This is a genomic window from Chryseobacterium gwangjuense, from assembly GCF_021311115.1.
GTDB lineage: Bacteria > Bacteroidota > Bacteroidia > Flavobacteriales > Weeksellaceae > Chryseobacterium > Chryseobacterium gwangjuense.
The window spans coordinates 368,514-391,517 of the sequence record NZ_JAJTNP010000004.1 but is presented as its reverse complement, the minus strand read 5'-3'; the positions used below and the strand labels follow the sequence as shown (position 1 = coordinate 391,517).

Annotated in this window: 10 protein-coding genes and 1 tRNA gene; 8 read left to right on the top strand and 3 right to left on the bottom strand. The window is 36.9% G+C overall.

Going from position 1 to position 23,004, the window contains the following annotated elements; all coding sequences use genetic code 11:
* Positions 1–152 precede the first annotated feature (152 nt).
* The gene (locus LV842_RS10440) at positions 153–827 is read left to right on the top strand and encodes a Crp/Fnr family transcriptional regulator (RefSeq protein WP_233111386.1); all 675 of its coding nucleotides are present in this window, start codon (positions 153–155) and stop codon (positions 825–827) included.
* A 502-nt stretch (positions 828–1,329) separates the two neighbouring features.
* Here LV842_RS10440 and LV842_RS10435 read toward each other — a convergent pair.
* The 3 genes from LV842_RS10435 to LV842_RS10425 form a co-directional block, all read right to left on the bottom strand.
* Complete coding sequence (locus LV842_RS10435) at positions 1,330–2,562, bottom strand: site-specific integrase (protein ID WP_233111385.1); 1,233 nt, start codon at positions 2,560–2,562, stop codon at positions 1,330–1,332.
* Positions 2,563–2,812: 250 nt separating this feature from the next.
* Positions 2,813–2,900, bottom strand: a tRNA-Ser gene (locus LV842_RS10430).
* Positions 2,901–3,079: 179 nt separating this feature from the next.
* A complete protein-coding gene (locus tag LV842_RS10425; protein ID WP_233111384.1) occupies positions 3,080–4,879 on the bottom strand; it encodes a hypothetical protein in 1,800 nt (599 codons plus the stop codon).
* Positions 4,880–5,748: 869 nt separating this feature from the next.
* Here LV842_RS10425 and LV842_RS10420 point away from each other — a divergent pair.
* Genes LV842_RS10420 through LV842_RS10390 form a run of 7 tightly spaced genes read left to right on the top strand, consistent with a single transcriptional unit; the run spans position 5,749 to position 22,978 of the window.
* Entirely contained in the window at positions 5,749–12,753 is a 7,005-nt protein-coding gene (locus LV842_RS10420) for a type I polyketide synthase (RefSeq protein WP_233111383.1), read from the top strand.
* A gap of 21 nt (positions 12,754–12,774) precedes the next feature.
* Complete coding sequence (locus LV842_RS10415) at positions 12,775–17,010, top strand: type I polyketide synthase (RefSeq protein ID WP_233111382.1); 4,236 nt, start codon at positions 12,775–12,777, stop codon at positions 17,008–17,010.
* On the top strand, positions 16,998–17,297 hold the full coding sequence (locus tag LV842_RS10410) for an acyl carrier protein (RefSeq protein WP_233111381.1): 300 nt from the start codon (positions 16,998–17,000) through the stop codon (positions 17,295–17,297). Before LV842_RS10415 ends, LV842_RS10410 begins: the two co-directional genes overlap by 13 nt.
* A complete protein-coding gene (locus LV842_RS10405) occupies positions 17,288–18,082 on the top strand; it encodes an alpha/beta fold hydrolase (RefSeq protein WP_233111380.1) in 795 nt (264 codons plus the stop codon). The genes LV842_RS10410 and LV842_RS10405 overlap by 10 nt, the downstream gene beginning before the upstream one ends.
* Positions 18,075–20,471: a glycosyltransferase gene (locus LV842_RS10400; protein WP_233111379.1), complete on the top strand. Its 2,397-nt coding sequence runs from the start codon at positions 18,075–18,077 to the stop codon at positions 20,469–20,471. Before LV842_RS10405 ends, LV842_RS10400 begins: the two co-directional genes overlap by 8 nt.
* Positions 20,472–20,474: 3 nt before the next feature.
* Positions 20,475–21,743: a condensation domain-containing protein gene (locus LV842_RS10395; RefSeq protein ID WP_233111378.1), complete on the top strand. Its 1,269-nt coding sequence runs from the start codon at positions 20,475–20,477 to the stop codon at positions 21,741–21,743.
* The gene (locus LV842_RS10390; RefSeq protein ID WP_233111377.1) at positions 21,740–22,978 is read left to right on the top strand and encodes a condensation domain-containing protein; all 1,239 of its coding nucleotides are present in this window, start codon (positions 21,740–21,742) and stop codon (positions 22,976–22,978) included. Before LV842_RS10395 ends, LV842_RS10390 begins: the two co-directional genes overlap by 4 nt.
* Positions 22,979–23,004: the final 26 nt, after the last annotated feature.

Genomic DNA, 23,004 nt, shown 5'->3' with positions numbered 1-23,004 from the left:
CTTAAAAAAGACATTCTTTCCTATTTCAAGAGCAATTTTCTTACTTTTGCAAAAATAATCTGTTTAGAAAGAAAACTTGGTGATTTACATAGGCTTAAAATGTGATTTAAGTTAAATTTTGAGTTCTTTTTCAATAATAAGAAGTAAAAATTATGATTTCAAAATTTATTTTTAATAATCAATATCTTTTTAACGAACTTCCTGAGTATGATAAAAATTTACTTATCAATGCAATGAAAAGTAAAAACTACCGTAATCATGAAGCTATATTTACAGATGGCACAAAACCCACCGGTATTTATTATTTAAACGAAGGTAAAATAAAGAAGTACAAGGTAGACAATGATGGAAGAGAGCAAATCATTTACAGTTCCGGTGAATTTTTTGGGTATTCTGCTATTTTGAGTAATGAAACTTATGGGGATACCACATTAACCCTTGAAAATTCTATCATATCATTTATTTCAAAAGATGATTTCTTACACATCCTTGATCAGTCATCAGTTTTTTCAAGACTATTACTAAAATCCCTTAGTCACGAGTTTAGTGTGATGGCCAACCTAATGGCGGTATTGTCACATCGAACCGTTAGAGAACGGGCTGCCCTTAGCTTACTAATTCTTCATGATAAATATACGACTAACGAATCTAAGACAAATGTTTTTATCTCACTATCCCGAATTGATCTGGCCAATATGGTAGGAACAGCAAGAGAAACCTTAGCCCGTATTCTCAATGATTTTAAGCAGGAACATCTTATCAGAATTGAAGGACGTAAAATTCAATTAATCAACATTGAACAATTAGTCCGTATAGCCAATTTTTAAAAGATGGTAATATATTTTAATGTATATGTAATAAGAATAGATTAAATTCAAAATATTATCACATACTTTATATGATAATAGTAAATTTCTTCTATAAAATCATTTTTGAAATTTGGTTGGTATATTTAAGTATATCATTGCCTTTAATTTTTAAAATACTCAATAAAAGAAGGCTGAATATCGTTAAGAAAGAATAAAGCAGCTTTTTATAAATTGATTAAATACTTTACATAAAAGATAAATAAAGAATTAAAAAATGTTCATACGAGGTTATAAACAATCAAAGTAAACTAAAGTTAAATTATGACAGCTTCGATTGTTTGAAATACTTAAGATTATATTGCAAAAAACTTTACGACTACAATAAATTTAATGCCAGATTTGCAATAGCTAATTCTTGTTTAATTTGACACAAACGAATTAAATCATCAACAAAAGTGTTTGAAAATACGCTCGTTGAGGTCCCTAGACAGAATTTAAACACAGCACGTTTATAGCTACCTTAATCTTCAATGGTACTCCCATTTTTTAGTTTATTTCGTAGAGTGGACATATCCTCACTCACTTTCTTATCCAGAATCTTCGCATATTGCTGCGTAGTTTTAATATTTGTATGCCCCAGCATTTTACTAACACTTTCAATCGGCACACCATTAGATAATGTTATGGTTGTAGCAAAAGTATGTCTTGCTATATGGAATGTCAATTCTTTATTTATTCCACAAACATTTGCAATTTCTTTGAGATAAGAATTCATTTTCTGATTACTTAGAACAGGAAACAGAACATTTAAATTAACACATTCCGAATAGTCTTCATATTTCAAAATAAGCTCTTGAGCTAATGGCAGTAGTGGAACTTTGGTTGAGGTATCGGTTTTCTGACGATGTGTAAATATCCATTTGTCACCATCTATTCCGAGATTGATGTGAGATTTCGATAATTTCTTAACATCTATATAAGCTAATCCAGTATAACAACTGAAAAGGAAAATATCACGTACTTGGTTCAATCTGTCTGATGCAAATTCCTTTTCATAAATCGACTGAATTTCCTCCTTGGTAAGATAGGGACGTTCTACTACTTTAAGTTTTGCTTGGTAGCCCAGAAAGGGATCTTTTGATAGCCAGCCATTCGCCATACATAGTCGCATAATCTTTTTGAAATTCTTAATATACTTTACTGCAGTATTATTGGCACATTTGCGCACACTGCGAAGCCAAAAATCATAATCCACTATGAAAGCGTAATCGATTTTTGTAATGTCAATATCAGAAATTTTATATTTCCAATTTAGAAATTCCTGCGTATGTTTTAAAGAGGTTTTATATCGTTCTAATGTGCCGGGAGCAAAATCCTGACCAACCAATGCTTCTACTTTATCATTATGATCCTGAAAAATAGGAATGAGCATTCTTGTAGTAGTATCAGTTCCAAGCAGTTTAGATTTTAAACTTTCTGCTGTTACAAAGTCCACTTCTTTCAGCATCAGATAATGGAAATCGTAAACTTGCTGTTCCAAAGTTTTAAGGTAAATGTTCAGTGTTTTGGCTTCTAGACTATTACCTACAGCTTTGTGAGCTTTATTATCCCATTTCTTAGGTTCAATATACCTTTTAGCTGCAATCTCAGCTGCCTTGCCATCTATGGTAATTCGTAAGTAGATTGGAGCGGTTCCGTTTGTTCTGATTTTATTCTTTTTTATAAAGAATAGCAGGTTGAATGTTTTGTTCATTGTGTGATAACTTTAATTGTTAAATAATTTACTTTTTGTTACCACTTTTTACAAGATGTACAATCGTTAGACTGCCTATTGGTCAGGTTTTCCTGAATTTTCAGTGACCTCTTTTCAATTTTCACGATAGGTCACTAAATAGGTCATAATTTATATGATCTATTTTGACTTTTTTTGATACTAGCGCTAAAACAAAAAACGCTGCAAACATTAATGTTTACAGCGTTTTAGCTTATTTTGGTTTCCCAACTGGCGGAGAGTGAGGGATTCGAACCCCCGGACCTGTTACAGTCAACAGTTTTCAAGACTGCCGCAATCGACCACTCTGCCAACTCTCCATAAACTACGATTCTATCGTCGTTTTCAGTGGTGCAAATATAGGATCTTTTTTTATTCTGACAAAATATTTTCAAGACAAACCTCTAAAAAATCAATATAAGTCTAGATTTCAGGATATAAAAAGTTGACTTACATTAAAAATAAAACCTTCAATTTATTTGAAGGTTTTATCAATAGATTAAATCTCGGGAATTTCGATTTCTAATATTATTCGTTTATTTTCCTGCAGTTGATTATTTAAATGTACATCCGTTTTAAAAAAAACCGTTTTTCTAAAAAGACTTTCATAATAAGTAATTCCCTCCAGAATATTTTCTTTAAAAGTTTTCCATTTTTTAATTTGAGAATTCGTCAGCGCTCCTGAAAAGCCTTTAATATCTTTTCTCAAATGATCAATGTACATTTTTAATTCATTTATAAACATATTCGGTCGATCATTTTCAGGAAGAATATTTTCATTTCCATAGATATGCTTCACCATTTTCGAAAGGGAAACTTCTTTATCAAAATAGGCAAGATTCGGTCCCGGGCAAATCACAACACCCTGCTTCTCTCCTTTTACTTCCATATTATTTTCGAGATAGGCAGCATTGACTAACCCCACACAAAGACAGGCCTTTTCCGTAATATTTTCTTTTCTTTTTTGATATACTTCTTTTGGGATCTCTTCTTTTTCCACCTCCAGTTCTGCGAACTTTATCTCCTGATATTTTTTAGAAGCCGTACACATTCCTTCTGCTGAATATTCTTTGCTTAAAGCCAGCAATTTCTTCGGGCACGAACTTCCATAACGGTTTCTCTTTTGTTTTTCTTGTCGGATAATATCGTTCGATGTTCCTTTTATAGTATTAAAAGGCACCCCCAAAGGTGAAAGATTGCTCAAATAAAAATCTTTCTCTTTCGATTTGACAAGCAATTCTCTTGTTTCTTTATCTACAGAAGTTGCTTCCGGAACCAGTAAAAACGGGGATCCCCAACCAATACTGTCAACATTATACGTTTCTAAAAGAAAATCATGTTCTTCAGAGGTTCCTACTCCACCCTGAACCGTAATCTTCATTTCTAAAGGTTCTGAAACCGAATATCTCCCTTTTTGTTCTAAAGCTTTTATCATTAAAGCATGAGAAGATGCTATTAATTCATTTTTTCTTTGCTTAAATTCCTCCATGATCGGGCCAAGCAACCAACCTTCTGTTGCAAAGGCATGGCCACCACAGTTTAAGCCGGATTCAATTCTGTATTCCGAAACCCAAAGTCCTTTTTTTGCAAAAAAATTCCCCTGAATCATTGCCGAACGAAAATCGCTAACTTTTAGAATGATTTTCTTTTTAAGGAGACTGTTTTCATCAGGAAAAAAATCGTCAAATTCTTCAATATAGCTGTATAAACGGGGATTCATTCCCGCAGAAAGCACCATAGAGGAAGATAATTTACTTTTAGCAAAACCCCGCAATGAAGCATGAGCATCATTATACATTACAGGTAATTGCTCATTGTTCTTAAAATTATCTTTGTCAACTTTCGTCATAATATTGACATCAATATTTCCGGGAGAAAGATTATTTTCAATACAATTTTTAATGACAGAAGTACTATTTCCTTTTTGATTCAGGAGATTTTGAAGATTCTTTTTAATCTCCGAGGTATTGGGAAGCATTTCCACAAAACTTTTCAAAGCCGTTTTGTTTTTAGAAATTTCTTCTTTGAACGTTTCAAATTTTTCATTTACAATATCATCCATCATGTCCAAATACGCGGTAATTCTCTTGGCACGATAGTCGTCAATCATAGTTGAAATACTCGAGTAAGTCAGATTGAACTTCTTATTGTAAAAATTTTTCATTTTCTCTATAATCTCATCATCAATTATAGAAACTACGGAAGAAATACCGTACTGCGCCACACGGATAGGACTGTCTATCGTGTAAGCCAAACCCATCACGGGAATATGGAAATTGTGCAAAGGTTTTTTGATCATTTTACTATTGATTAAAATAATGTTTACCTTAAATTCCCATCAACTGATTCACTGATGCAAAAGTATTAGTTTAAAACTAATTATGTAGCAAATAATAGATTATTTATTGAGCAATATGCTGAAAACCATTTAAGAATCTTAAAAAGAAAACAAATAACAATCTGAATATAAGCAATTTAAATATTTTTTATAAAAAATTAATCGCTATACAATATACGTAAGTAGAAATCTCCCCTGACATAAGAATTAAGAGTTATATCATTTATTATATATCAAATAATCAAGAACTTTCCAATACTATAGCTTTACCTACTTCCCTATCAAAAAAAACAAATCTCAAAATATTGAAATATTTTATTTTTATTCATACATTTGTTATCTATACCCACTAGACGATACATTCTTAATTCTAAGAAGCAGATTATAAACTATACACATTAATCGTATATAGAATATAATTTTCATGTTAATAAATTATTACCAAATTATCTTTATCATTAACAATATAATAGAAATAAATTCTTTTATATCAGGCATTTTACTCACAGTCTAATGAAAAAAAAGTTCATTTTCATTCAAAAACCCTCTTGTATTACCTAATAACATCAATATTACAAAAACTAATTCTCCATGATAAAAATGACTTTAATCGAACAAACCACATTGAACACGCATAACAAACTGACTACGAGCTGTTTATATTCAATATTTCAATCATGTTAAAAAATTATTACCAAATATCCTTTATCATTGAAAATATCATAAAAATTAACTACTTTTATCCCTTCATAATGAACTATCAATTTTTACAACGATAGGTTTGATGTTTATTATGAAGCCCCCTTCCACTATTCAATATCAACAACACAATGAAAAACTTAACCATTATTGGATTAACTCCTTTTGAGAAACCGGATGTTAATCTTATTATTAAACTCCATGAAGCAAATGCGTTCCCTGTATTAAGCTTAGGACATGAGCCAGTGATCGCCCAGGAATCACTTAGTCTGCTTGATAAAACTGATATACCTCATTATGGTATTCATATCTCCAATGACCAATTGACTTCTCTCAATATTTCGGAAAAAGTACAGTTTGCTATCCTACCGATTCAAACCCCGGTAAACCCATCCTGGGACATACCGTTCATTTACCAGGTAAGTAACTTAGAGGAAGCCAAACAGGCTGAGCAATCAGGCGCAAAAGGTATCATCATCAAAGGAAATGAATCCGGAGGTTTGGTCGGTTATGAATCAACGTTTGTATTATTTCAGCGTGTCATCAAAGAAATTACCGATATCCCGGTTTGGGTACAAGGAGGAGTCGGACTTCATACTGCAGCTGCGGTAAAAGCTTTGGGCGCAACTGGTATTGTTTTGGACAGCCAGTTAGCTTTATTTCCGGAAAGCAATGTTCCTCAGGATATAAAAGACCTATGTTCAAAACTCAACGGAACTGAAACTAAGATCATTGCAGATCATCGTGTATTGGTAAGGCCCAATTCACCTGCATTACCAGAGAAGATAACCCCAGAAGAACTTACCCAATATTTTACTGGTTTTGATATCAGTAAAAGTTATATTCCTATGGGACAAGACATTTCATTAGCAACTGACTTGTATGAGGATTTTAAAACTCTGAAAAAATTAGTCTTTGGATTTAAAGAAGCCATGTATGGTCATTTGAGGCAGGCAAAAGCTCTTCAGGTAATTGATCAGGATAACATCTTAGCTAAGGAATTAGGCATAAAATATCCGATCGCACAAGGACCCATGACTCGTGTAAGTGATGTTCCGTCGTTTGCCAATGCGGTTGCAGAAGCAGGAGCTTTACCTTTTGTAGCTTTATCTCTATTAAAAGGAGACTCGGCAAAATCTTTAGTAATGGATACTAAAAAATTAGCCGGTGAAAAAACCTGGGGTGTAGGTATTTTAGGTTTTGCCCCACAGGAATTGAGAGAAGAACAGACATCATATATATTAGAAGCAAAACCTCCTGTTGTTTTAATTGCCGGAGGAAGACCTGCACAAGCAAAAATATTTGAAAAAGCAGGAATTACCACTTTCTTACACGTTCCTTCTCCTGCCCTTTTGGATATTTTCTTAAAAGAAGGAGCCAAAAACTTCATCTTTGAAGGACGGGAATGCGGTGGCCACGTTGGTCCGCTTTCAAGCATGGTTCTTTGGGAAAAACAAATTGAACGTATCCTAAAAGAAGACAACCCGGAAAATATCAGCGTATTTTTTGCAGGAGGAATTCACAACGATTTCTCTACAGCCTTTGTTTCCATTATGGCCGCTCCGTTAGCTGCAAGAGGCGTAAAAGTCGGAGTCTTAATGGGAACCGCTTATTTATATACCGAAGAAGCCGTTTCTTGCGGAGCCATTCAGGATGAATTCCAATTGCAGGCCATGCAGGCAAAAGAAACCGTATTGCTCGAAACTGCTCCGGGACACGAAACCCGTTGCTTAGACACCGCATTTGCAAAATATTTTAACACGGAAAAATCAAAGCTATTAGAAGCCGGAACAGATAAAAAAGAAGTTTGGGAAAAGCTTGAAAAATTAAATGTCGGTCGTTTAAGAATTGCAGCCAAAGGCGTTGAACGTCAAGGAGATCATTTAGTCAATATTCCGAAAGAAGAGCAATTGGATCTTGGAATGTATATGATCGGTCAGGTTGCCACCATGCACGACAAAGTCATTTCAATGGCTGAACTTCATGAAAATGTAGCCATTAATAATTTTGAATACATTCAAAATGCAACCTTATCAGAAGAACCAAATTCAGTCGAAAAGCCGCTAGATATTGCCATTATCGGAATGGAATGTATTTTCCCTGAAGCAAAAAACCTGGAAGAATACTGGAGAAATATTATTACAGGAAAAGACAGCATAACGGAAGTTCCCGACGAAAGGTGGAATAAAGATCTTTATTATAAACCGGATTCTAACGAAGCCGATGTTTCCCATTCAAAATGGGGCGGATTCATTCCAAAAATTGATTTTGATCCGTTGGCATTCGGAATTCCGCCACAATCTCTTGCTGCCATCGAACCCACGCAATTATTGACTTTATTGGTAGCCAAACGTGCCATGGAGGATGCAGGTTACGGTGAAAAAAATTTCAACAGAGAAAATATATCCGTAATCATCGGAGCTGAAGGCGGTAATGATCTTGCCAACAGTTACAGTTTCAGAGGATATTACAAACAGGTTTTCGGAGAACTTCATGAAGAAGTAAAAGAAGCCTTTCCTCATACCACAGAAGATTCCTTCCCTGGAATTTTAGCGAACGTTATTGCGGGAAGAATCACCAACCGTCTAGATCTTGGCGGAAGAAACTTCACCGTAGATGCAGCTTGTGCCTCTTCTTTGGCCGCTATTGAACTCGCTTGTCAGGAATTGATTTTAAACAAATCGGACATGGTTCTTGCCGGAGGAGCGGATTTACATAACGGTATCAACGATTATTTAATGTTCTCCAGTACACATGCCCTTTCCAGAAAAGGAAGATGTGCCACTTTTGACAGTGAAGCGGATGGAATTGCTCTTGGAGAAGGTGTTGCGATTTTAGTCTTAAAAAGATATGAAGATGCTTTGCGTGATGGTGACCGTATTTATTCGGTGATCAAAGGTGTGGGAGGATCCAGTGACGGTAAAGCTTTGGGTCTTACGGCACCAAGGAAAATCGGTCAGGTTCGAGCATTGGAAAGAGCATATACCCAAGCCGGAATCAGTGCAGCCTCTATTGGATTGGTTGAAGCACACGGTACAGGAACCGTGGTTGGAGATAAAACAGAACTCAGTGCATTAACGAATTTATTCAGTCGTTCAGGAGCTTTACCGGGACAGACTCATTTAGGTTCGGTAAAAACTCAGATTGGACATACCAAATGTGCGGCAGGATTGGCCGGATTGATAAAGGCTTCTTTAGCAGTTTATCATGGGGTAAAACCACCAACTCTTCACCTTCAGAAACCGAATGCTTATTATGATGCCGAAACAAGTCCATTTGCTTTCCATGCAGAAACAGGACTATGGAACGAGAAAAACCGTTATGCGGGAATCAGTGCTTTTGGTTTTGGAGGAACCAATTTCCACACCGTAATTGCCAATCATCCTAAAGAAGACGATTCTGCCGTATTACAATCATGGCCTTCGGAATTATTTGTTTTCCGTGGAGAAACGTATGAGGAAGCTAAAATTCAATTAAATCAAGTTAAATCTTTACTGGAAATCAATGATAGTATTTCATTAAAAAATATTGCGTACAGTTTGGCGATCAGTTCAGAAAAGCAAGTACAGTTAAGTATCGTTGCAGATACTGCGGAACATTTGATGATGAACATCGAACTGGCTTTATCCGGCATTGAAAGTAAAGACACTTTTACAATCAACAAAAAGGAAGGTAAAGTAGCATTTCTTTTCCCTGGACAAGGCAGTCAGCGAATCAATATGGCTCGTGATCTGTTTGTAGCTTTCCCTGAAATGCGAAAACTGATTGATTCGCACCCTGAATTAGAAAAAGTACTTTTCCCTTCAAGAACTTTTGACGAAACGACTTTAAAACAGCAAAAAGAAACCATAAAAGACACCCGTTTAGCACAACCGCTTTTAGGAATTGTTGATTTGGCTCTAGCTAAATTCCTTCAATCCATCGGTATTGTTCCGGATATGTTGGCAGGTCACAGTTACGGAGAATTGCCGGCATTGTGTTTCTCCGGTGTATTTGAAGAAGAGCAACTGGTTGAACTAAGTACCAAACGTGCACATTCAATTTTAGATTCCGTAGAAGGCGGAGATCCGGGTTCTATGATTGCCGTAAGTGCTACACAAGAGATTTTAAAGCCACTTTTAGATCAAGTAGAAAACTGTTATCCGGTTAATTACAATGCTCCTACTCAGTGTGTCGTTGCAGGAAGCACGGAATCGATCAACAAATTGATGGAAGTTCTTAAACAGGAACGTATTTCAGCTAAGAAATTAGAAGTTGCCTGCGCATTCCACAGTCCATTATTGGCAAAATCAAAAGATTTGTATGCTGACGTTTTAAAAGACATCCCTTTCCAGGAAATGCAGATTCCGGTTTGGTCGAACACCACTGCCGAATCCTATCCAACAAAAGCTTCAGAAATCAAAGAAAGACTGACTGATCATTTGGTACAACCGGTAAGATTCGTTGAAGAACTTCAGGCCATGTATGAAGATGGGGCCAGGATATTTATTGAAGTGGGACCAGGAAAAGTTTTAACAGGATTAACGAAATCTTGCTTAGACAAAGATCAATTGACATTGTTTGTAGAAGATAACAACGGTAACAAACTTACCCACCTTCTTTCTATGTTGGCTCAGTATTTAGGTACCGGAAGAAACTTCAACATAGCTAGTCTGTTCAACGGTCGAAACGCTCAATTAATTCAAATTGATCAGCCTGAACTTTACAAGAAAAATCCTGCCATCTGGCGTGTAAACGGACAAACCGCACACCCGACAACAGGTACGCTTCCTAACAATGGTGCATTACCAATTATAAATCCAATTCAAATGAACAACTATACCCATAATACTCAAGCTCCTGCAACCGAAAGCCAATCTACCCAAGAACGCATGCTGCAGGAATATTTAAACAGTATGAAAATGATGATACAGGCGCAGCGTGATGTGATGCTTTCCTTCCTGGGACAGCATCCACAGGTAAATCCTGCACCTGTTGTGTATACTTCACCAGTTCCTGTACAATCGAACAATCAGACTCCTGTCATATCGACTCCACAAAGTAACGGTGCAGAAAAAAATGGTATCATTCCGACAAAAACAGTTGCTCCTGTAAAAGATATTAAAGCTTTATTAATGCAGGTGGTAAGTGATAAAACCGGTTATCCTCAGGAAATGTTGGGGATGGAAATGGATTTGGAAGCCGACCTTAGTATTGACTCTATTAAAAGAGTTGAAATCATAGGAACACTTAAAAATGAACTTGGTGGTTTAAAAATCGATCAGGCGAATGAAGATACCATCATGGAACAATTAGCTGCCATCAAAACATTAAGTGGTTTGGTAAATTGGTTTACAGAATATACAGGAACATCAGCAACTTCTCAAAAAACGGCTGCTGAAGAAGTTAAAACTGTAAATACGCAGGCTCAATCTAAAACATTGTCTCTTGAAGAGCTTCAGACAGCCATTCTTGATATTGTAAGCGAAAAAACAGGTTATCCTAAGGAAATGCTAGGATTAGACTTAGATATGGAAGCCGATTTAAGCATCGATTCAATCAAAAGAATGGAAATTATCGCAGATCTGAAAACAAAGATTGGCTTCGGTCAGGATTTGGAACAAGCTGATGATTTAATGGAAAAATTAGCTGCGATTAAAACATTGAACGGATTAGCATCATGGATTCATGAAATAAATGGAAACAGCACTCCTGAACCTGCAAAAAATGAGCTATCCCGTTTGCGTTTCGATCTTACTCCAACTGGTGTTTCTTCAGTAGAAAACACTGAAATTCTAAAAGGAAAACGTTTCGCCATCACTCAGGATAATAGCCAACAGACTCTAGCTATTAAAAACGAGCTTGAAAAACATGGTGCTATTGCAGAATTGATTAATTCGGAAAATGACCTTACTGTTTTTGACGGATTGATCATTTTAGATATATTTTCTTCAGAAGTAAAGCACAGCATCATCGACCATGTTGACATGATTAAAAGAATGGATCTTGAAAAAGCAAAATGGATCTATTTAATCTCTGATATTCCTGCCAATATTCAGGAACTGACGGATACTACCCTTTTACGCCATTACAAAGGTCATCCGGGACTTTTCAAAAGTTTAGCCCGTGAGTTTGAGCAGACAAACTGCAGATTGATCAGCCTAAGTACGTCAGAAGAAATAGATAATATTGCTGAAATTACATTAAAGGAAATATTATCAACGGATAAACCTGCTGAAATCATTTATAAAAACAATACAAGACATAAGGTAGACATCATTCCTTCCCCATTATCAAACAGTCTTCAGGAAAGTAATATTCAGTTGGATAAAGACTCTGTTGTGTTAGTTCTTGGTGGCGCTCAGGGAATTACTTCAGAGTTGGTAAAACATATGTCACAAACTTATCCGTGTAACTATATTTTGGTAGGTCGTTCAAAAGATCCGAAAAATGAAGTTTCTGAGTTTAAAGAGCTGGAAATGATGAAAACGAAGGAAGAAATCAGAGCTTTCCTCATTAAATCAGGAAAATTCACTTCCCCTTCTGATATTGAAAAAGAAACGACAAAAGTTTTTAAAAACAATCAGATCCTGAGTACAATCCGTGATATGGAAAAACTGGGGAATACCGTTGTTTATCAATCATTAGATCTTTGTGATGAAAATGGATTATCAGATTTAATCAATTCCATCTATGAAAAATACAACCGTTTAGACGGAGTTATTCACGGAGCAGGATTATTGGAAGATAAATTATTCAAACAAAAAACAACCACTTCTTTCGGACGTGTGTTCGATACCAAAGTAAAACCGCTTCGTGTTTTAGCCGAAAAACTTCGTACAGACTGCCAGTTTGTGGTATTATTTTCAAGTATTGCTTCCGTATACGGAAATAAAGGACAAACAGATTATGCAGCAGCAAACAGCGTTTTAGACGATTATGCAAATGCTTTAAATAAAAAATTAAAAGGAAAAGTAATTTCCATCAACTGGGGTCCTTGGAAAGGCGCAGGAATGGTTTCTTCATCATTGGAATCAGAATACGAAAGAAGAGGAATTTCTCTTATTCCATTGGATCAGGGAAAAGAAATTTTCTTAAATGAAATACAATACGGAACAGAAAGTCAGGTATTGATTATGTCTGGAAATAACTGGTAACCTCTGTTTTAGACTTAATTTATGAAAAAAACAGATGTTGCAATAATTGGTTTATCCTGCGTCTTTCCGGGGGCGCAGGATGCCCAAACTTTTTGGCAGAATATTGTCAACAAAGTAGATTCTACCCAATTGGCTCCTGCTGATCGTATTGATCCCGTTCACTTTAGTGACCACTCAGGTTCGGTCGACAGATTTTATTGCCAACGTGGCGGATTCATTCCTGATTATGAGTTCGATCCTACAGCTTTTGGAATCTTACCATTGGCAGTTGAAGGTACAGAACCCGATCATTTATTAACCCTGGATTTAGTTCAGAAAGCCTTAGATGATGCCGGAATCTTTAAGAAAAATATTTCCTTGGAAAAAACCGGAATCATCATCGGAAAAGGAAACTATACAGGTCCCGGTGCAACAAGAGCCATCGAAATTGTAAGAACAGGTGAGCAAATCTCTTCGTTGTTACAGGAATTATTACCAGAAGTCTCTTCCGCAGATATTGAAAAAGTAAAACACGCTTTTCAGGAAAGAAAAGGTCGTTTTGCAGCCGATACTGCAATGGGATTGATTCCTAATCTGGTTGCTTCTTTAGTTGCCAACCGTTTCAATTTAGGAGGCGTTGCTTTTACCGTAGATGCTGCTTGTGCAAGTGCTTTATTGGCTGTTGACCATGCCATTCAGGAACTTCAGAGAGGCCGTTCCGATATTATGATTGCAGGTGGAGTTCATACCGGACAAAATGCTGCGTTCTGGAGTATTTTTTCGCAATTGGGAGCCTTATCAAAACAACAGCAAATCAAGCCTTTCAGCAATGATGCCGATGGATTATTAATTGGTGAAGGTTGCGGGTTTGTCGTATTAAAAAGACTTGAAGATGCCGTAAAAGATCTGGATAAAATCTATGCGGTCATCAAAGGTATCGGAGTCAGCAGTGACGGTAATGGAACCAGTGTCATGAGCCCTTCCGTAAAAGGACAATTAAAAGCTTTACAGCAAGCCTGGAATAATGCAGATCTGGATGAAAAACAGATCGGTTATATTGAAGCACACGGAACAGGAACTCCGCTTGGAGATAAAACCGAATTGCAGACGTTGGCTCAGTTTTTCGGAAAAGAAGAAACCGCTAAAATTGCCGGAATCGGTTCTGTTAAATCGAATATCGGTCATGCTATGCCTGCTGCGGGAATCGCAGGTTTAATTAAAACTTGTCTGGCTTTGCATCATGATACATTGCCACCCACTTTATACTGCGAAAATCCAACTTCGGATATGCAGAACACCAGATTTGAACCTGTTCAGGAAGCCAAAAACTGGTCAAAAACCGGATTGCCAAAAGTGGCAGCAGTGAATGCTTTCGGATTTGGCGGAATCAATGCGCATGTAGTTTTGGAAGGATATGATCTACCTAAAAAAGATAAGGTTTTGATCCTGGCAAGACCAACACATGAAGAATTACTTTCCGCTTTACACAATAATGAGACTCATGTAGGTGAAGGGAATTTCCGTGTTGCGGTTTTCGAACCTACCAAAGAAAGAATAGAAAAAGCGACAAAAATTGTTTCTAAAAATAATCCGTGGCGAAACAAACAGGACATTTGGTACACCAACACACCTTTGCTTCAAAACGGAGAAAAAGTTGCCTTTGTATTTCCTGGTTTAGATGGGTTAGCAAAAGGGGAAATTGAAAGTGTAAGCCACTATTTTAACCTGACTGCTCCGATAGAAACGGAAGGTGAAGGTTTATTAAATGATGCTTTACACATTTTCAACAACTGCAGTATTCTCGATCATTCCCTAAAAAAATTAGGAATTGTTCCTGATATGAATGCGGGACATAGTTTAGGAGAATGGCTTGCCGGTTACTCTTCGGAACTGGCGGAAGTGAATTCTGTAAAAGCTTTAATTGATGTTTTAAATCCTGAAACTTTTGAGTTAAAAGACTCAAAATTCATCGCAATTGGTTCCGGAATTGAAACCATTAAACCTATTATTGAAGAAATTCCAAATGTTTATATTTCCAATGACAATTGCCCGAACCAGGTAATTCTCTGCGGAAGTAACTCAGCATTGGAAGAATTGGTTCCGGTCTTAAAATCAAAACAGATATTTCATCAGATTTTACCGTTCCAATCCGGTTTTCACTCCCCTTTTATCGCTGATAAATTGGATGTGATTTTAGCAGGAATGGAAAAAGCCCAATTCCAGCAGACGAAAATTCCGTTGTGGTCGGCAACAACCTTAGAACCTTATCCTTCAGATCAGGAATCGATCAGAAAACTGAGTGCAGAACATCTTGTGGAACCTGTTCGTTTCCGTGAATTGACAGACAAATTGTATGAAGAAGGGGCAAGATTTTTCATTCAGGTCGGAACCGGAGGTTTGATTGGATTTATTGATGATACCCTGAAAGGAAAAGCTTTCAGCACTATCGCTTCGAGCACCCCTATCCGATCTGCATTGGCTCAGTTACAACGTGTGGTTGCGGCTCTATTTGTAGAAGGAAAAACGATCGCTTTAGACTTTTTAGATATTCAGTCTTCAAAAAAATCATCAGGAAAAGGGATTAAACTTGAATTAGGTTCACCCATTATCCGTGATTTTGCAGCCATTAAAAATTTAGCAAAAACCGTTGAAGTTCCGAAACAAAAAAATATTTCGGTGGCAAAAGCAGGACATCCTCTTGTTCAGGCATTTCAGGAAAATATTGCTGAAATGATCAGCATGCAGGAAGAAGTATTAACACTTTTCCAAAACCGTCCGGAAATTAAAATTTCAAGACCGACACCGATTACGCCTCAAATAGGAGTTCCAGCAAGTAAAGATTTTTCCAAAACATTGTACGTTGATTTGGAAAATCATCCGTATCTGATCGACCACAGTTTATTGAGACAGCCCAAAGGTTGGCCAACCGTGGCAGATATGGAACCTGTGATTCCAATGACCATGATCTTTGAACAATTAGCGGAAATTGCTCAGACAGAAATCCAAGGAAGCAAAGTTCATAAAATTATGAATGTAAGCGTTTTCCAATGGATGAATGTGGCAAAACCATTTGAAAAAACCGTAAAAGGAGAATGGAGATCAACCAATCATGCGTATTTGGAAATTGAAAATTTCGTGAACGCAGAAGTTCTTTTAACCTCAACCGATCGTCAGATTCCAAATATCAACCTTTCAGTTGGAGATTTATTACCAATAGAAAGAACCCCTGAAGAAATCTACGAAATGCATATGTTTCACGGAGAAAAATATCAGGGAATTACGGAAGTTTCAAAGGTGGGAACGAAAGGAATTATCGGAAAAATCAAAGGAAACGGTGGAAAAGGTTCTTTACTGGATAATGCGGGACAATTATTCGGACTTTGGCTTCAATTAACTTTAACCAAAGACAGAATCGCATTCCCCGTAAAAATCAAAGACATAGAATTCTTCGGAGATCTACATGATCAGGGCGGAGTTTTTGAATGCACCTGCAGCCTGACCGAATTAAATGATGAATTCGCCATCGCAGATATCGTCCTTAAAAAAGACGGAAAAGTATGGTGTATGATTTCAGGATGGCAAAACCGTCGTCTGGAAATCGATGCCGCTTTGTGGAATGTTTCCATGTCGCCTCTGCATAACCGTCTTTCGGAGGAAATTGCTCCTGAAGTATTTTTCTTCCATCAAGCCTATTCGAGAGTGGCATCTTGGGATTTTATCCTGAAAAGATATTTTAACCAAACCGAAAAACAGCATCATCAAACGCTTTTACCAAATAAGAGAAAAAACTGGATGGTAAGCCGTGTTGCCGTGAAAGATGCAGTACGAAATCTCCTTAAAAAGGAAAAAGATCATCCTTGCTATCCGATTACTTTTGAAATTGGAAAAGATGATGTCGGAAAACCTTATCTGATCGGAGATTCCACAGAAAATATTCACATTTCTCTGGCACATAAAGGAAAAAATGCAGTCGGAATTGCAAGAAACGGAAACCCGGTCGGAATCGATATGGAAATCATTGAAGAGCGAAGCTCCGGATTTTACGATTTAGTCTTTACCGATCATGAATTAACTTTATTAAAAGACAAAGATCAGGCAGAATGGACGACCCGATTCTGGGTAGCCAAAGAAGCGTACGGAAAGTTTTTAGGAACCGGACTGAAAGGAAATCCAAAACAATTCGGAGTTGAGAAAATAACAGAAGATTCTTTATGGATCAATCAAACAGAAATCAAAACAATTAAACATAAAAATTATATCATAGGATGGACACTTTAAATACAACAGAAAAATTAAATCACGAAGAATTATTCACGCTTTTAAAAGGATTTATCACAGAAGTTATTGGTGAAGAATTCGCGGAAGAAATGGATATCACACCGGAAAGTTCATTCACCAAAGATCTTGAAATGGACAGCATCGAAATTGTGTCTTTCTCAGAGAAAATTAAAGCGCATTTTGGCGACCAGATCGATTTTACAGGCTGGTTATCTTCTATGGATCTTGATGAGCTGATCGACCTAGATTTAAGTATGATTATCAATTATATCTACGAATGCCAATAATAGAAATTAATCATAAAAAAGTTCATATTCAGGAACTTAATAAAGGGGCTGAACAAACCGTGGTTTTGATCCACGGAATGTTCAGTAACCTGTCTATTTATTATTTCAATATTGCTCCGGTTTTAGCAAAAAAATTCCATGTGGTGATGTACGATCTGAAAAGTCACGGCATGAGCGAACGTTTTGAAGATGGTTACGATTTAGGAAATATGTCTTCCGACCTGATGGCTTTGATGGATGAGTTACAGCTTGAAAAAGTACATCTTGTAGGCTACAGCTTTGGAGGATTAATTGCTTTAAAAACCTCTTTAGAATATCCAAACCGTATCAATCAGCTGGTTATCATGGAAGCTCCCGATCCTCAAGACGAAAAAGCCAGAGGAATTATCGATCAGTACAGCAAGGAGTTTTTAGAACATTATGTGGCTAATTTTACAGATACCACGAAAGTTCAGATGGGCAAAAGACAGATGGAAAAAAACCACCGTATGTACGAATTCCTTTTCAATCAAACCAGCATCAAAGCAGATATGATTAAGGAAAAAGATTTTCTGAATGAGGCTAATCTATCTGAGTTAGACATTCCTACATTATTGTTGTACGGTTCTGATTCAAATTGTAAACCAACCGGAGAATGGCTGAACACTCAAATCTCCGATTCTCAATTGGAATTAATTTCAGGAGATCACAATATCCCGATTCAGGAACCGGCTTTGATCGCAGAAACGATCGTTGATTTTTTATCTAAAATTTTATCAAAAACTTTGACACAAAACCATGGCTAAATTTGTATTTGTTGTTCCACCATTGACAGGGCACGTCAACCCCACGTTAAGCATCGGTGCTACTCTTCTGGAAAGAGGGCATGAAGTAGCCTGGATCAGTCTTGACAAAAATTTAAGTACAAAACTTCCTGTCGGAGGAGAATTATTATTGATCGAATACGATCAAACCGACGAAGAAAAAAAAGAGAGTGAAAACTATCTCGATATTATTTCAAAAAAAGTGGTCTATGGAATCGACAGCATCAAATTTCTTTATGAAGAAGTTCTGATTCCTTTAAACAGACACTGCTATAATGGTATTGTCAGCTTACTTGAACTTTACCAACCTGACATCGTAATTGGTGATCATCAGTTATTTGCTGCTGCTGTTGCTGCAAAAAAATTGGGACTTCCCTATTCTACCACCGTTACCGCTCCGGCTGCCATTAAAATTATGGATGAATTACCGAAAGTTCACGAATGGGAAGAAAAACAGATCGTTGCATTACAAAAAGAATTGGGAATTGATGATGACAAAGCATTGGACTGTTCAGATCTACTGACTTTGGTCTTAACTTCAAGATACTTCTTTGGTGAAATGGATCTTCCGTCTAATTTCCAGTTTACAGGTCCTGTTCTTACTGAGCGTCGTATTTCCTGTGAATTTGATTGGGAAACCTTTCATAAAAGTTCAAAGAAAAAAATTCTCGTAAGCATCGGAACAACTTTTGATCACGATCATAAAAAAGCATTTTTCCAAAAGGTTGTCGATGCTTTTAAAAATGAAGATTTAACGGTTGTTGTAGTTTCAGATCCTCAACTTTTTGAGGAATGGCCAGATAATTTTATGGTGTATCAGCAAGTTCCCCAACTGGATTTGTTGCCACATCTGGATGGTGTCGTTTGTCACGGTGGTCATAATACGGTTTCAGAAGCACTTTCCAATGGTTTGCCTTTAGTTGTGATTCCGATTGCGTATGATCAGTCGCATGTTGCAGGTCGTGTTGTACGTACCGGAGCAGGAGAACGTCTGAACTTTAACCGATTTAAAGCGCACCACTTAAACGAAGCCGTAACAACTATTTTAACAAATCCTGAATATAAAAAAGCAGCAGAAACTGTTCGTGAATCCTTCGCTGAAGCCGGAGGTAGCGAAACTGCAGCCAATCTACTTGAAAACGCCATTTCAACTTCAACTATGGAAAAACCAACATCTAAATTTTTATTCGTTATTCCTCCGTTTTTTGGACACATCAGTCCCACTTTGAGTGTTGGAGCAAGCTTAATTGCTCGTGGTCACGAAGTAAAATGGTTCGGAATTACTCCTTTAGATAATAAACATATTCCGGAAGGAGGAAGTTATTTTTATCCTGAAGAAGATTTAATTCCGTATCAGGAGGAGATCGCAAGAATTTTAAAAAGACAAGATGACGGTCCTTCTTGTTCAGGGCCTGAAGTGATGAAACTGGCGTTGGAAGAAACGTATGTTCCTTTTGCCAAAATGATGATGCCCGGTTTGGAAACTCTTACCAAAAACTGGCAACCCGATGTCATCGTAAATGATTGTATTAGTTTCGGAGGAGCTCTTTTTGCCCATAAACATAATATTCCTTGTGTAACAACAACTCCTGTTCCACCTGATGTGATGGGCGATACTGCGAACAGCGCCCCGAAAATCTTTGAGTGGCAGCAGAATTTAATTAAAGATCTTCAAAAAGCAGTAGGCATCGAAGAAGACGGAATTTTCATTCATTCTCATGAATTGAATCTGGTATTTACTTCTCAAAAATTCGCTGATTTTGAAACCGTTCCTTCTCATATGGAATTTGTAGGCCCTGTAAAAGGTCGTCCAAATCCGGCACCTTTTGACTGGGAAAAACTGGAAGCTTCCACCACTCCGAAAGTTTTCGTTTCACTTGGAACTCTTTTAGTGGATATCAGAAAAGCATTTTTTGAAAAAGTGATTGCAGCATTTGCCGATCAGCCTGTAACCATCATTGCTGCTACTCCACCCGAAATTTTTGAAGAATGGCCTTCTAATTTTATCGTGAGCAGCTTTGTTCCTCAATCGGCTTTGATGCCTCATATGGATACTGTGATTTGTCACGGTGGTTTTAATACGGTGAATGATACTTTTACCAACGGTTTACCCATGTTGATCACACCAATTGCTTATGATCATTTTCATATTGCAAAACTTATCGAAAAAGCAGGTTGCGGAATCAGCATCAGATATAAAAGACTGCGTGTTGAAGCGCTTCGCCAAACTGTTTTTGAATTATTGGAAAATCCGGCATACAGAGACGCAGCGAAAGAAGTTCAGGCAAGCTTACTCAATGCAGGCGGAAACGATCGTGCAGTAGAATTGCTGGAAAATTTTGTTCAACAGGAATCATTGATAGAAATGTAACCGATGAAAAGAAAATTGTTATTTGGCGAACGAATGTTGCTGGGAGACGGTACAGAGCCCTTCAATACGGTAATTCCTTTTAGATTGAAGGGCACATTCGTGCTTAAAGACATTCAGCATGCTCTGGACAGGCTTCAGGAAAAACACCCTTGGTTAAAAGCTGTTATTAAGCATGATGAAAAAAATGTTCCGTGGTTTGAAGTTTCTGAAAAAGCAAAAATTCCGATCAGAATTTTAGCCCGAAAAGATGAAAACGACTGGCTGGAAGAATCGAAAAAAGAATGGCACAAAATGTTCAATTACAAAGAGCAGCCATTTATGAGATTCGTATGGATCAAAGATGAAGAGATTTCGGATATGATGTTTGTCTTCCATCATTGTCTATGCGATGGTGGTTCTGCCATGTCCGTACTGGATGAGTTTTTAAAAGTTTTGAATGATCCTTTAGCTGACATCGGTGTTGAACATCCGATTTTAGGAATTCAGGATGTGGTTCCTTCCAATATCCTTTCCAGTCGCGGACAACAGTTTAAAGCAAAAGCAATCGGACGGCTGGCTGCAACAGCGATCAAGCTTGTTCCTGTTGGTAAAAAATCGATAGACCGACAAAATGATTATTTAATTCATTGGAAATTCAATCAAGAAACAAGTCAGGAGCTGGTTTCTTACTGCAAATCAAATGAAGTGACGGTGAATACTTTCCTGAGTGCTGCTTTGCTTCAAGCCTTTAAAAAAGTGAGAGGTAATGGTGCTTTCAATAAAGTTTCATGTCCGGTTGATATCAGACGTTTTGCCAATCAGATTAAAACAGATCATATTTTCGCTTTCGGATTAATGATTGTGCTTTCTGCTGACCAGAAACTGGGCTTTATGGAAAATGTAAAGTTGATGCAAAGATCTGCGGATAAAAAAACATCGAAACTCAATCCTTACATCACTATGATGGTCATGGAATCTGCACATGATGCTCTGACCAATTTTACCAAGCTATTGAAAAACGGAAAATCTTCCAACGATTGTATGTTTTCGAATCTGGGAAGAATTCAGATTGCCCATCAATACAAAGAGTTTTCACTGGAAGCCGTTTTCAGTCCTTCAGTGATCGGTCCTTTGGGAAATACGACTACGATGGTCGTTTCAACCTTCAGAGGAGAAATGGATTTTTCTTTCATGGGAAGCGAAGGATATTTACCTTATGAAGAAGCTTTGGCAATCCGTGATGAAATGATAAAAATTGTTAAACATCAACTGGAATATTTAGCTGTATCATGAGACCATTAATGATGGTGGAAAGAATCATGTATGTTGATTCTCAAACCCCTTTAAACTGTATATTTACCGTAAAAATCAACGGAGAAATTGCTGAAGAAAATTTAAGAATTGCTTTAGATAAAATTCAGCAAAAGCATCCTCTGTTGAGATCAAAAATCGATACAAGCAAAAAATATCCTGTTTTTATAGAGGAAAAGGAAATCGAACCTATTCCAATTCGGATTTGTGAACGAAAAACCGATGAAGACTGGCTTTCTGAATCTGAAAAAGAATGGTACCGAATTTTTGAGGATCCTGAAAAACCTTTGGCTCAATTGGTTTGGGTAAAAGGTCAGCCTACTTCTGAAATTCTGTTGGTGATGCCTCACTGCATTTGCGACGGAACTTCGCTTGTGACCTTAATGCGCGAAATTCTTGCCGTTTTGGATGATCCGTCTGTTGAACTTGAACCTTATCAGACCTTCAGTTCAGTCAATGATTTTATGCTTTCAGATTTTAATTTGAAAAAGAAGAAACGAAAAGCCCGCTTTTATCTAATGATGGCGAAACTTTTTTTCTTAATTCAAGGAAAAAGTAAAAAGAGAAATCTGGGTAAAAACTATGCCAATCACTGGAAATTAAACCCGGAAACGACTCAAAAAATTACTGAAAAATGTAAGACAAACGGAGTTTCTGTTCATGCCTTATTATGTTCGGCTTTCATGCAGGCTTTTAAAGAAACTCAAGGTAAAAATGCCAAAGGAAAAGTGATCAGCCCTGTAGATGTACGCCATTTCGTACCGGAAATTAAGCAGGATCATTTGTTTGCTTTTGCTCCGACTGTTGAATTGTCTTTACAAAAAGGAAATCAAAATGTATTGGAAAATTCCAGACACATTAAAAAAGATCTTGTGCAGAAAATAGAGAGTATGAATACAAGAGAACTGTTGTGGATGGGCGAGCAGATGCATCCGATCGTGGAACGTATGGTTACAATGTTAAAATCCAGTAACGGCGGACACGACGTCACCTTATCGAATATGGGCAAACTTGATATTTCTAATGATTATAAAAACTTTAAAGTGGATACTATTTTTAGCCCGACTGTTGCATTTCCCTGGTTAAATTCCAATACCTTAGTTGCGACAACTTTTAATCAGCAAATGGATTTCACTTTTATGTCTAACGAAGATTTTCTTCCCAAAGAAGAAGCTGAAAAAATTAAAGATAAAGCTATTGAGCTCCTGACTTCATGAAATTTAAAATAAAAAAGGCTCAACCC